The 11,544-nt window shown below is 67.5% G+C and carries 13 protein-coding genes and 1 pseudogene; 11 read left to right on the forward strand and 3 right to left on the reverse strand.

The window, feature by feature from the left end; all coding sequences use genetic code 11:
* The 9 genes and pseudogenes from AC1DOC_RS05315 to AC1DOC_RS05355 all read left to right on the forward strand — a co-directional run.
* A pseudogene (locus AC1DOC_RS05315) lies at positions 1-521 on the forward strand (aromatic ring-hydroxylating dioxygenase subunit alpha); the annotation flags it as partial.
* Complete coding sequence (locus AC1DOC_RS05320) at positions 518-1,156, forward strand: glutathione S-transferase family protein (protein WP_436289068.1); 639 nt, start codon at positions 518-520, stop codon at positions 1,154-1,156. The pseudogene AC1DOC_RS05315 and the gene AC1DOC_RS05320, both read left to right, overlap by 4 nt.
* Positions 1,157-1,198: 42 nt before the next feature.
* Positions 1,199-2,305, forward strand: a complete 1,107-nt coding sequence (locus AC1DOC_RS05325; RefSeq protein WP_278879176.1) for an S-(hydroxymethyl)glutathione dehydrogenase/class III alcohol dehydrogenase — start codon at positions 1,199-1,201, stop codon at positions 2,303-2,305.
* Between the two features lie 20 nt (positions 2,306-2,325).
* Complete coding sequence (locus tag AC1DOC_RS05330) at positions 2,326-3,249, forward strand: alpha/beta fold hydrolase (RefSeq protein WP_436289067.1); 924 nt, start codon at positions 2,326-2,328, stop codon at positions 3,247-3,249.
* Positions 3,249-4,124 (forward strand): S-formylglutathione hydrolase, encoded by an 876-nt coding sequence (gene fghA / locus AC1DOC_RS05335; RefSeq protein WP_012746843.1) that lies wholly within the window; start codon positions 3,249-3,251, stop codon positions 4,122-4,124. Before AC1DOC_RS05330 ends, fghA begins: the two co-directional genes overlap by 1 nt.
* A 36-nt stretch (positions 4,125-4,160) precedes the next feature.
* Positions 4,161-4,664: a GNAT family N-acetyltransferase gene (locus AC1DOC_RS05340; protein WP_278879180.1), complete on the forward strand. Its 504-nt coding sequence runs from the start codon at positions 4,161-4,163 to the stop codon at positions 4,662-4,664.
* A gap of 26 nt (positions 4,665-4,690) precedes the next feature.
* A complete protein-coding gene (locus AC1DOC_RS05345; protein ID WP_012746841.1) occupies positions 4,691-5,080 on the forward strand; it encodes a VOC family protein in 390 nt (129 codons plus the stop codon).
* A gap of 19 nt (positions 5,081-5,099) precedes the next feature.
* On the forward strand, positions 5,100-5,486 hold the full coding sequence (locus tag AC1DOC_RS05350; protein WP_369664322.1) for a TfoX/Sxy family protein: 387 nt from the start codon (positions 5,100-5,102) through the stop codon (positions 5,484-5,486).
* Entirely contained in the window at positions 5,483-6,094 is a 612-nt protein-coding gene (locus tag AC1DOC_RS05355) for a 3'-5' exonuclease (RefSeq protein WP_478129494.1), read from the forward strand. The genes AC1DOC_RS05350 and AC1DOC_RS05355 overlap by 4 nt, the downstream gene beginning before the upstream one ends.
* Here the strand turns inward: AC1DOC_RS05355 and AC1DOC_RS05360 are convergent.
* Both AC1DOC_RS05360 and AC1DOC_RS05365 read right to left on the reverse strand, forming a co-directional pair.
* Positions 6,091-6,819, reverse strand: coding sequence for an alpha/beta fold hydrolase (locus tag AC1DOC_RS05360; protein WP_012746838.1), 729 nt, complete (start codon positions 6,817-6,819; stop codon positions 6,091-6,093). The genes AC1DOC_RS05355 and AC1DOC_RS05360 overlap by 4 nt on opposite strands.
* A gap of 117 nt (positions 6,820-6,936) precedes the next feature.
* Positions 6,937-7,911, reverse strand: a complete 975-nt coding sequence (locus tag AC1DOC_RS05365) for an AraC-like ligand-binding domain-containing protein (RefSeq protein ID WP_478129495.1) — start codon at positions 7,909-7,911, stop codon at positions 6,937-6,939.
* Between the two features lie 119 nt (positions 7,912-8,030).
* Between AC1DOC_RS05365 and gnd the strand changes: the two genes are divergently transcribed.
* Positions 8,031-9,455, forward strand: a complete 1,425-nt coding sequence (gene gnd / locus AC1DOC_RS05370; RefSeq protein ID WP_028254196.1) for a decarboxylating NADP(+)-dependent phosphogluconate dehydrogenase — start codon at positions 8,031-8,033, stop codon at positions 9,453-9,455.
* A gap of 241 nt (positions 9,456-9,696) precedes the next feature.
* On the opposite strand, the gene AC1DOC_RS05375 is transcribed toward gnd, so the two are convergent.
* Positions 9,697-10,791 (reverse strand): PA0069 family radical SAM protein, encoded by a 1,095-nt coding sequence (locus AC1DOC_RS05375; RefSeq protein WP_027730672.1) that lies wholly within the window; start codon positions 10,789-10,791, stop codon positions 9,697-9,699.
* 118 nt (positions 10,792-10,909) lie between these two features.
* Here AC1DOC_RS05375 and AC1DOC_RS05380 point away from each other — a divergent pair, with 118 nt between their 5' ends.
* Positions 10,910-11,512, forward strand: coding sequence for a GbsR/MarR family transcriptional regulator (locus tag AC1DOC_RS05380; RefSeq protein ID WP_478079770.1), 603 nt, complete (start codon positions 10,910-10,912; stop codon positions 11,510-11,512).
* Positions 11,513-11,544 lie beyond the last annotated feature (32 nt).

An 11,544-nucleotide genomic window follows, 5' to 3' on the forward strand; every position in this document is an offset into this window, starting at 1 on the left:
ACATGGCGCACTTCCCCTTCGTGCATGCCGGCTTCCTGGGCCAGGTGCCGCACACCGAAGTGGCCAAGTACCAGGTGCAGGTCGATCCCGCCACGCACGAGATCTGGGCCACCGACTGCCGCTTCTGGCAGCCCCGCGCCTCGGCCGCCCACGGCAGCGGCAGCGAAGTGCTCTACAAGTACCGGGTGATGCAGCCGCTCTCGGCCATGCTCTACAAGTCGAGCTCGCGCGACGGCGAGCTCGATGCCATCGGCCTGTTCCTGCAGCCGCTGGACGACGAGCACGTGATCGCCCATACGCTCTTGGCCTGCTACGACGACAGCTCCACCGATGCCGAGCTCATCGCGTTCCAGCAGACGATCTTCGGGCAGGACAAGCCGATCCTGGAGAACCACGCCTTCAAGCGCATGCCGCTCGAAGGCCGCGCCGAAACGCCGACGCGAGGCGACACCTCCTCCGTCACCTACCGGCGCTGGCTGCGCGAGCGCGGCATGCGCTTTGGCGTGAGGCAGGCGGCATGATCCGGCTCTACGACTACGCCCTGTCGGGCAACTGCTTCAAGGTGCGGCAGATGCTTGCCTGGCTCGGCCTCGACTACCAGCGCGTGCCGGTCGACTTCCATCCGGGCCGCGAGCACCGGTCGGCCGCGTTCCTGGCAGAGGTCGATCCGCTGGGCCAGCTTCCGGTGATCGACGACGACGGCTTCTTGCTGCGCGACGCGCAGGCCATCCTCGTCTATCTCGCGAGCAAGCACGACGCCGAGGGCCGCTGGTACCCCGCCGATCCGCAGCTGCGCGGCCAGGCCGCGATGTGGTTTGCCATGGCCGACGAGCTCACCCGCACCGCCTCGGCCGCGCGGCTGCACGACGCCTTCGGCTACGAGAACATCGACATCGAGGCCTGCCGGCGCGGCGCGCATGCGGCCTTCCGCCTGCTGGACGACCATTTGGCCGAGCGCGCCAGCGAGGGCCGCCAGTGGCTGGCCGGCCCGCATGCGACCGTGGCCGACCTGGCCTGCTTTCCCTATGCGGCCCTTGCCGGCGAAGGCGGCATTTCGCTGGACGGGTATCCGGCCCTGCGACACTGGATCTGGAACTTCCGCCACCTGCCCGGCTTCATCGGAATGTCGGGTATCTTTGCCGCCGGGGCGGCCTGAACGCCAGCCTCGCTATCCTTCCTTCCTTTGCCCTGAAGCGCCATGAAAACCAAAGCTGCCGTCGCCTGGAAATCCGGAGCCCCGCTCACCATCGAAACCGTCGACCTCGAAGGGCCGAAATTCGGCGAGGTGCTGGTCGAGATCAAGGCCACCGGCATCTGCCACACCGACTACTACACGCTCTCGGGCGCCGACCCCGAAGGCATCTTCCCGGCCATCCTCGGCCATGAGGGCGCGGGCATCGTGGTCGACGTGGGCCCCGGCGTCACCACGCTGAAGAAGGGCGACCACGTSATYCCGCTCTACACGCCCGAATGCCGCCAGTGCAAGTTCTGCCTGTCGCGCAAGACCAACCTGTGCCAGCTGATCCGCGGCACGCAGGGCAAGGGCCTGATGCCCGATGCCACCAGCCGCTTCAGCATGGGCGGCAAGCCCATCTTCCACTACATGGGCACCAGCACCTTCAGCAACTACACGGTCGCCCCCGAGATCTCGCTGGCCAAGATCCGCGAGGACGCGCCCTTCGACAAGGTCTGCTACATCGGCTGCGGCGTGACCACCGGCATCGGCGCGGTGATCTTCACGGCCAAGGTGGAAGCCGGCGCCAACGTGGTGGTGTTCGGCCTGGGCGGTATCGGCCTGAACGTGATCCAGGGCGCCAAGATGGTGGGCGCCGACAAGATCATCGGCGTCGACCTGAACCCCGAGCGCGAGGCGATGGCGCGCAAGTTCGGCATGACGCATTTCCTCAACCCGAAGGAGCACGAGAACATCGTCGACGCGATCGTGCAGCTGACCGACGGCGGCGCCGACTACAGCTTCGAGTGCATCGGCAACACCAAGGTGATGCGCCAGGCGCTCGAATGCACCCACAAGGGCTGGGGCCGCAGCATCATCATCGGCGTGGCCGAGGCCGGCGCGGAGATCAGCACGCGGCCGTTCCAGCTGGTCACGGGCCGCAAGTGGGAAGGCTCGGCCTTCGGCGGCGCGCGCGGGCGCACCGATGTGCCCAAGATCGTCGACTGGTACATGGAAGGCAAGATCAACATCGACGACCTGATCACCCACACCATGCCGCTGGAAGACATCAACAAGGGCTTCGACCTCATGAAGCGCGGCGAGTCGATCCGCGGCGTGGTGCTTTACTGAGCCCGAGGAGAGCGCCCGCCATGAACCGCATGGAGCCCCTGCGCAGGATCGAAGCGGGCGTTCTCGAGATCGCCTACTACGAAACGGGGCCCTCGGACGGCGCGCCCGTGCTGCTGATGCACGGCTTTCCGTACGACATCCACACCTATGCGGAAGTCGCGCCGATGCTCGCCGGGCAAGGCTGCCGCGTGATCGTCCCGTACATGCGCGGCTACGGTGCCACGCGCTTCCTGCGCGATGCCACGCCGCGCTCGGGCGAACAGGCGGCCTTCGGCGCCGATTTGCTCGCGCTGCTCGACGCACTGAAGATCGAACGCGCGGTGCTCGCCGGCTACGACTGGGGCGGCCGCGCCGCCTGCGTGGTGGCGGCGCTGTGGCCCGGGCGCTGCGCGGGCCTGGTCTCGCTCAACAGCTACAACATCCAGAACATCGCCAAGGCGATGGAGCCGGACACGCCCGAGAACGAGCACAGCCTCTGGTACCAGTACTACTTCCACAGCGAGCGCGGCCGCGCCGGCCTCGCGAAGGACCGCAGGGCCCTCACGCGGCTGCTGTGGCGGCTCTGGTCGCCGACCTGGAAGTTCGACGACGCCACCTTCGAGCGCAGCGCCGCGGCCTTCGACCATCCTGATTTCGTCGAGGTGGTGATCCACTCGTACCGGCACCGCTTCGGCCTGGTGGCGGGCGACCCGGCCTATGCGGACATCGAACGCCGCCTGGCCGCGCAGCCCGCGATCACCGTGCCCACCATCACCTTCGACGGCATCGACGACGGCGTGCGGCCGCCCGCCGATGCCTCGGCCCATGCGCAGCGCTTCAGCGGCCCGCGTTCGCACCGCCTGGTGCCCGGCGCAGGCCACAACCTGCCGCAGGAGGCGCCGCGCATCTTTGCCGACGCCGTGCTCGAACTCGTGCCCGCCTTGCGGCACCACAACACCCTCTGATGACCGACTCCCTCAAGACCCTTTCCGAGCACCATGCCTTCGGCGGCGTGCAGAGCTTCCACGAGCATGCCTCGCACGAGATCGGCCTGCCGATGCGCTTTTCGGTCTACCTGCCGCCGCAGGCTGCGCAGGAGCGCGTGCCGGCCCTGCTCTACCTTGCGGGGCTGACCTGCAACGAGGAGACCTTTGCAGTGAAGGCCGGCGCGCAGCGCATGGCCGCCAGCCTGGGCCTGGCGCTGATCGCGCCCGACACCAGCCCGCGCGGCAGCATCGCCGAAAACCTGCCCGGTGCCACCGCCCACTGGGACTTCGGCGTTGGCGCGGGCTTCTACCTCGATGCCACCGAAGCGCCCTGGTCGACCCACTGGCGCATGGAAAGCTGGATCGTGCACGAACTGCTGCCGCTGGTGGGGCGGCATTTCGCCATCGACGACCAGCACCTGGGCATCTTCGGCCATTCGATGGGCGGCCACGGCGCGCTCACGCTGGCGCTGCGGCATCCGGGGCGCTTCAAGTCGCTGTCGGCCTTTGCGCCCATCTGCGCGCCCACGCAATGCCCGTGGGGCCAGAAGGCGTTCGGCGGCTACCTGGGCGAGCCCGGCGGCGACCGTGCGCAATGGCTCGCGCACGACGCCAGCGCGCTCATGAAGTCGCAGACCGCCGCGCCCTATCCGCAAGGCATATTGGTCGACCAGGGACTGGCCGACAAATTCCTGGCCGAGCAGCTCAACCCCGAAGCCTTCGAGGCCGCCTGCTTTGCCGCCGGCCAGCCGCTCACTCTGCGCCGCCATGCGGGCTACGACCACGGCTACTACTTCATCCAGACCTTCATGGCGGACCACATCGCACACCACGCGCAGACGCTGCGCGGCTGATCGACCGCGGCCCACGGCCGGCTTATCATGGGGCGCATGTCCGCAGCACAGATTCCCGCCTTCCAGTTGCGGTCCCGCGACGGCGCCGCCGAAGAGAGCCTGGCGCTGGCCGGCATCTGGCGCCGCGCCTGGATCGCGGCCAACCGGAATGCCGCCGTCATCGAGCCGATCACGCATTGGCTGCGGCGCGTGCAAACCGAATTCGTACCGCCCGCGGACGTGGTGCTGGCCGAGCGCGAAGGCCAGGTGCTCGCCTTCATGGTGCTGCTGGTGCGGCGCGAATATGTGGCGCAGCTGTTCGTCGAACCGCATCTTCGCAACCAGGGCCTGGGGCAAGCGCTGCTCGACGAGGCCAGCGTGCGCATGCCGCTCGGCTGGAAGCTTCACGTGGCCACCAGCAACACCGCGGCGCAGCGCTTCTACGAACGCTACGGCCTGGTGCGCGGCGCGGTCGACCGGCACCCGGCCAGCGGACGCGAACGGGTCGCCTACCATTGGTATCCGGCGAGCCCGCCGCGGCAGCCGCGTCGCATCGGCTGAGCGCCTTCTTCCCCTGCCCTTTCTCCATGCGCATCGATCACATCGCCCTCTGGACCACCGATCTCGAACGCTGCAAGCGCTTCTACGTCGACTACTTCGGCGCCACGGCCGGGGCGGGCTATGCCAATCCGGCCAAGGGCTTTGCCTCTTGCTTCCTGAGCCTGGGCGACGGCGCGCGCATCGAGGCCATGACCACCCGCACGCTATCGCCGGTGCCCGCCGAACCCGGCGCCCAGCGCATGGGCTGGACGCACCTGGCCATCAGCGTGGGTTCGGAGGCTGCCGTCGACGCACTGACGCAGCGGCTCAAGTCGGACGGCTACCCGCTGCTCGACGGCCCGCGCCGCACTGGCGACGGCTACTACGAGAGCGTGGTGCTCGACCCCGACGGCAACCGCATCGAGATCACCGCATGAACCGCGCAAAGCCTGCCCGATGAGCGAATTCGTACAAAGCCTGCACGAAGTCTTCGAGCGCCTCGGCCGCATCGAAACCCGCCGCATGTTCGGCGGCCACGGCGTGTGGCATGAGGGCCGCATGATCGCGCTCGTTGCCAAGGACACGCTCTACCTCAAGTCCGATGCCGGCAGCGCCGAGCATTTCGACAAGCTGAACCTGCCGCCCTTCACCTATGTGCGCGAAGGCAAGGCCATGCCGATGTCGTACCGGCTCGCGCCGGCCGATCTTTTCGAAGACCGCGAGGAAGCCGCGCTCTGGGGCCGCCGTGCCTACGAGGCAGCCCTGCGTTCGGGCCAGCCGCCGAAGAAGAAAACCGCCAGGAAAGCCCCGGTGAAGAAGAAAAAGAAAGCAGCCTCCTCGTGAGCGACAACCCTCCCGCATTGCCGCCCCTCCCCGAACGCGAGCAGATCGCGCTGCTCGAACCCTTCGAGGGCCTGGGCCTGAAAGATATCGTGGTCGTCTCCAMGCTGCAGGACGCCGAACATGCCGCCGCCGAATTGCTGGCCGCCGGCGTGGCCGGCTTCGACACCGAATCCAAGCCCACCTTTGCGAAGAACGAGGTCTCGGGCGGCCCGCACGTGGTGCAGTTCGCCACGCGCGAAACGGCCTGGCTGTTCCAGCTGCACCGCACCGAATGCAATCCGGTGGTCGCAACGCTGATTGCTTCCACCGAACTGCGCAAGGTCGGCTTCGGCCTTTCGACCGATCTCACGCTGATACGCAACCGCCTCAACATCGAGCCGAAGGCGGTGTTCGACATCGACAGCGAGTTCCGCCACCGCGGCTACCGCAAGTCGGTCGGCGTGAAGGCGGCCGTGGCGCTGGTCTTCAACCAGCGCTTCGTCAAGTCGCGCAAGGCGACCACCTCGAACTGGGCCAACAGGCAGCTGACCGAAGCGCAGATGCGCTATGCGGCCAACGACGCCTATGCATCGATCCGCGTGTTCGATGCGCTGTTCGGCAAGCCCTAGTCCCGCCCCGCCTCCAGGATCGCCTGCGCCAGGCGCTTCGGGTTCGAGAAGAACATCTCATGGCTGCCGGGGCACTCCACCAGCCTGAACAACCCGAGCCGCTCCGACAGGCGCGGATGCCACGGCAAGCCGTGCGGCATGGCCGTGTCCTGCAGGCAGTTGAGGTATGACTTGCCGATCTGCAGCGCCGCCAGCGGCTCGCGCAGCCGGATCTTGTCGGTGAAGGTGCGGTAGGGATGCGGGTTCAGCCGCTCGTAGCTGGCCTGCGCGAGCGGCAGGTCTGCGTCGTTGATGAAGGCTTCGCGCCAGATCTCGAACGGCAGGCTCACCGCATTGCCATTGGCCGCGGCCACGGCGTCGAACATTGCGACGTAGTGCGGGGGCACCATGTCGTTGAGCGATTCGCCATCGAGCGGCACGAAGGCGTTGACGTAGACCAGGCGCCGCAGCCGCTGCGCGATGCGGTCCGCCACGCCCGAGATCACCATGCCGCCGTAGCTGTGGCCCACCAGGCGAACGTCCACCAGGTCGTGCTCCTCGATGAAGCGAACGGCCGAGTCGATCGCATCGACGAGGCTGGTGCGCGAGCGGTCGTCGCCGGGGCGGTTGCCCGCGAGCGTGGGGCAATGCACGTGGTGGCCGGGCTCGCGCAGGCCGGCGGCCACGGCCTCCATCTCGGCGCCGGTGTGCCAGGCGCCGTGGATCAGGACATAGGTGTCGGACATGGGTGTCTCCTTCGTCGTCGTTGAATTGGGACGACTTTAGGAAACACGGGGCGGCGCGAATGGCCGCTGGCTGCCAGGCCCATGGCCGATTTGCGCCTGCGCTGCCTTGCTTTTGCCTCAGCGCTGGCGCCGCCAGGCACCCGGCGTCATGCCGAGATGCCGGCTGAATTGGCGAACGAAGTGGGACGCATCGGCGAGCCCGACGCGCAAGCCGATTTCCGCAATGCTCAGGCGATCGAAGCGCGCATCGCCGAGCATCCGCCGCGCCACCTGCATGCGAAAGCCGGTCAGCGCGGCGGCGAAGGTGGTCGACCCTTCGCACAGGCAGCGGTGCAGGCTGCGCTCCGAGATGCCCAGTCCGCGCGCCACGCCGGCAGCCGTCAGGCCCGGCTCGGCATGGCGTTCGCGCGTGGCGTCGAGCACGCGGCGGCGCAGCGCGGCACGGGCGCTTTCGCTGGGCGCGGCCGACCCGCCCGCATCGCATGCCGTGCCGGCGGCAAGTGCGAGCAACCCGCCAAGGTGATCGGTCAGCAAGGCCGCGGGCAGCGGCGGCTTCAAAGCGCCCTGCGGAGAAAGCTGCTGGGCAAAGCCGCTCAGCACACGGCCCCAGCCGGACTGCCCGTCGATGCGCYGCGCCACCTGCCCGCCGGCATCGGGGAGCCACGACTCGACCCACGCGGTCGGCAGTTCGAGCGACAGCGTATCGGCGGACTGGAGCAGGCGAAGTTCATAGCAGCGCCGCGAATCGACCAGCACCAGATCGCCCGGCAGCATGCGCGCCGAGCGGCCGTCCTGCACGGCGACCCAGGGCGAATCGGTCTTGCACAGCAGGTAGTAGTAGTTGCTGCGGCTCTGGGCAATGGCCCGGCGCCTGCGGTACACGTCCTGCGCGCTGCCGCGGACCCGGTTCACGCCGATGGCGCCCAGCGGTGCGGATTCGAGCGTGGCGCCAAAGCTGCCGGCCAGGGAGCTGGTCACGTCCATTTCGAGAAAGCCTTCGCACACCGCGCCGATCCAGTAGTCCAGCCGCTGCGCCGGCGGCACGGCGTCAGTGGACCAGGTGTGGACCGCGGGCGAGGCATTTGCGTTCATCGCGCCAACATACCCAAGCCGCGCGCGCTTGCCAAGCGGGTATAGACGCCCTCCCACGGCAGCGCCCCGGCGCCCCCGGCACAATGCCCGTCACATCCACCGCAGACGAAAGAAGGGCCATGAGCAACAACAAGAGCGATTTCGGATTGATCGGCCTGGCCGTGATGGGCCAGAACCTGGTGCTGAACGTGGAAAGCCGCGGCTTCCAGGTCAGCGTGTACAACCGCACCGAAGCCACCACCGAGGCCTTCGTGGCCGCCAACCCCGGCAAGAAGCTGGTCGGCGCGAGGACGCTGGAAGAGTTCGTGCAGAGCCTGGCACGGCCGCGCAAGATCCAGATCATGGTGAAGGCCGGCGCACCGGTCGACCAGGTCATCGAGCAGCTGATCCCGCTGCTCGACAAGGACGACATCGTGATCGACGGCGGCAACAGCCTCTACACCGACACCGAGCGCCGCGACGCGTACCTTGCCACCAAGGGCCTGCGCTTCATCGGCGCCGGCGTCTCGGGCGGCGAGGAAGGCGCGCGCAAGGGTCCGTCGATCATGCCGGGCGGACCGCTTTCCACCTGGGAAGTGATGAAGCCGATCTTCGAGAGCATCGCGGCCAAGGTGGACGGCGAGCCCTGCGTGATCCACATCGGCCCGGGCGGCGCGGGCCACTACGTGAAGATGGTGCACAACGGCATCGAGTACGGCGACATGCAGCTGATCTGCGAGGCCTACAGCCTGTTCAAGGCGGCCGGCTTCAGCACCGACGAGATGGCCGCGGTCTTCAACGAATGGAACGAGGGCGAGCTGCAGAGCTACCTGATCCAGATCACCGCCAAGGCGCTCGAGCAGAAGGACCCGGAAACCGGCCAGCCGATCGTCGAACTCATTCTCGACAAGGCCGGCCAGAAGGGCACGGGGCAGTGGACGCTGGTCAACGCGGCCGAAAACGCGGTGGTCATCAGCACCATCAACGCCGCCGTGGAGGCGCGCGTGCTGTCGTCGCAGAAGACAGCGCGCGTGGCGGCCAGCAAGCTGCTGCAGGGGCCGAAGGCCGAACTCTCGCTCGGCAAGAAGGCGCTGGTGGCCAAGGTGCACGATGCGCTCTATGCCTCGAAGGTGGTCAGCTACACGCAGGGCTTCGACCTGATCCAGACCATGGGCGAGAAGAAGGAGTGGAAGCTCGACCTCGGCCGCATCGCGGCCATCTGGCGCGGCGGCTGCATCATCCGCGCGCGCTTCCTGAACCGCATCACCGACGCCTACCGCGCCGACCCGTCACTGGGCAACCTGATGCTCGACCCCTTCTTCAAGGACCTGCTCAACCGCACGCAGCAGAACTGGCGCGAGGTGGTGGCGCTGGCGGTGGGCAACGGCATTCCGGTGCCGGCGTTCAGCGCCTCGCTCGCCTACTACGACAGCTACCGCACCGAGCGGCTGCCCGCGAACCTGCTCCAGGCGCAGCGGGACTTCTTCGGGGCCCACACCTACGAGCGCGTGGACAAGCCGGCCGGCGAGTTCTTCCATACCAACTGGCCGGAAGTCATCGGCTGACCCCCTTGCAAATCAGGCCGCCGGCAACCAGGCCTTCACTTGCCCGACCGGTGACTCCAGCGGCTCGGTCGCGCAGCGCGGCGCCGAGGCTCGATTTGCTGCAGCCCGAAACACCCATCACGACCAGCGACGGCCCGTTCATACATACCCTTCCTGGTGAAACCGCGGGGGTATTTCTCCGCGCATCGGCGGGACTTGAATCCACCTTCCGTCGGGACAGGCGCCACCGCCGCGGCCCATCCTAGAACAGGCTGCCCTGCCCCGCTGCGCCAGGCGGCCGGAACGCGCCGAGGTCGAGCGCAATGCGCTCGCGGTTGAAGCCGATGCGGTTCGCCGCCTTCTCGAAGCGCTGGCGGATCAGGTCGGCCCAGAGGCCGGAGCCCTTCATGCGCGTGGCGAAGTCGGCGTCGTAGTCCTTGCCGCCGCGCATCTCGTGGATGCGCGCCATGATGCGGTCCGCGCGCTGCGGGTAGTGCAGCTCGAGCCATTGCTTGAAGAGCGGCGCCACCTCCCAGGGCAGCCGGATCACCGTGTAGAAGGCGTTGCGCGCACCGGCGGCCCAGGCGGCTTCGAGCACCTGTTCCATGTCTTCGTTGACGAAGGGAATCTGCGGCGCCACGCTCACACCCACCGGCACGCCCGCCTCGGCCAGGGTGCGTATGGTGCGCAGCCGCCGGTGCGGCGCGGCGGCGCGCGGCTCCAGCTTGCGGGCCAGCTCGCCGTCGAGCGTGGTCACGGTGATGTACACCGCGGCCAGGTGCTCGGCGGCCATGGGCGCGATCAGGTCGAGGTCGCGCTCCACCGCGCTCGATTTCGTGACCAGCGCAAACGGATGCCGCGTTTCCTTCAGCAACTCGATCACCGAACGGGTGAGCCGCAGTTCGCGTTCGATGGGCTGGTAGCAATCGGTGGCGGTGCCGATCGCGATGTGGCTGGGCCGGTAGCTCCTGCGGCCGAGTTCGGCACGCAGCACCTCGACGATGTTGCGCTTGGCGATGAGTTTGGTCTCGAAGTCGAGCCCCGGCGAGAGGTTGAGGTAGCTGTGCGTGGGCCGTGCAAAGCAGTAGATGCAGCCGTGCTCGCAGCCGCGGTAGGGGTTGAGCGAGCGGTCGAACGAAATATCGGGCGAGTCGTTTTCGTTGAGCACCGACTTCACGTCCTCGAAGCGCACTTCGGTGGCGAGCGGCGGCAGGTCGTCGGCTTCGGCCGCGCCTTCTTCGAGCGTGCCCCAGCCGTCGTCGAAGGCATTGCGCTCGTCGCGCGAAAAGCGGTGCGCGAGGTGCGTGGCCGCGCCGCGGCCCTTGATGGCATGGATGGGAATCCGGGCGGCCGGCATGGCAGGTCCTTTCTCTCGAATACTGTATGTTTACACAGTATTCCAAAGCTTTTCCGCCTGCAAGCTGATTTTTAATTTCTCTATTGACAGAAATTTCTAAAATCCTAGACTCCGAGGCATGGAACTCACCGACATCCAACGCAAGTTCGTTCTCCACTGGGGAGAAATGGGCTCCATGTGGGGCGTCAACCGCACGGTCTCGCAGATCCACGCGCTGCTGTTCGCGCACGGCAAGCCCATGCATGCGGAAGAGCTCTCCGACACGCTGGGCGTGGCCCGCTCCAACGTGAGCAACAGCCTGAAGGAACTGCAGGCCTGGAACCTTGTGCGCGTGACGCACATCCTGGGCGACCGGCGCGACTATTTCGAAACCAGCGTCGACGTCTGGGAACTGTTCCGCACTGTGGTGCGCGAGCGCAAGGAGCGCGAGTTCGACCCGACCATCCGCGTGCTGCGCGAGATCGTCTCCAGCCCCGACTTCCAGAAGGAGCCCGCCGATGCGCAGGACCGCATCCGCTCCACCATGGACCTCATGAGCAAGCTCGCCACCTGGGCCGACGAGATGCTGCGGCTCTCGCCCGGCACGCTCGACAAGGTGCTGACGCTCGGGGCCAGCGTGCAGAAATTCGTTCGCGGCGATGCGGCGCCGGCGGCAACTGCCGCGGCCTCCAGGAAGGACGACGACCCCGATGCCCACCACGCCAGCCTGCCGATGATCTGAGCCGCTCTTTTTTTGCCTCATCATTTCTGTTT

The organism is Variovorax sp. 01T439_2, from assembly GCF_056398445.1.

Bases quoted from the DNA above. Each gene is read 5' to 3' on its own strand.
- AC1DOC_RS05320 (WP_436289068.1), top strand. From the start codon at position 518: ATGATCCGGCTCTACGACTACGCCCTGTCGGGCAACTGCTTCAAGGTG.
- AC1DOC_RS05330 (WP_436289067.1), top strand. From the start codon at position 2,326: ATGAACCGCATGGAGCCCCTGCGCAGGATCGAAGCGGGCGTTCTCGAG.
- fghA (WP_012746843.1), top strand. From the start codon at position 3,249: ATGACCGACTCCCTCAAGACCCTTTCCGAGCACCATGCCTTCGGCGGC.
- AC1DOC_RS05340 (WP_278879180.1), top strand. From the start codon at position 4,161: ATGTCCGCAGCACAGATTCCCGCCTTCCAGTTGCGGTCCCGCGACGGC.
- AC1DOC_RS05345 (WP_012746841.1), top strand. From the start codon at position 4,691: ATGCGCATCGATCACATCGCCCTCTGGACCACCGATCTCGAACGCTGC.
- AC1DOC_RS05350 (WP_369664322.1), top strand. From the start codon at position 5,100: ATGAGCGAATTCGTACAAAGCCTGCACGAAGTCTTCGAGCGCCTCGGC.
- AC1DOC_RS05360 (WP_012746838.1), bottom strand. From the start codon at position 6,819: ATGTCCGACACCTATGTCCTGATCCACGGCGCCTGGCACACCGGCGCC.
- gnd (WP_028254196.1), top strand. From the start codon at position 8,031: ATGAGCAACAACAAGAGCGATTTCGGATTGATCGGCCTGGCCGTGATG.
- AC1DOC_RS05375 (WP_027730672.1), bottom strand. From the start codon at position 10,791: ATGCCGGCCGCCCGGATTCCCATCCATGCCATCAAGGGCCGCGGCGCG.
- AC1DOC_RS05380 (WP_478079770.1), top strand. From the start codon at position 10,910: ATGGAACTCACCGACATCCAACGCAAGTTCGTTCTCCACTGGGGAGAA.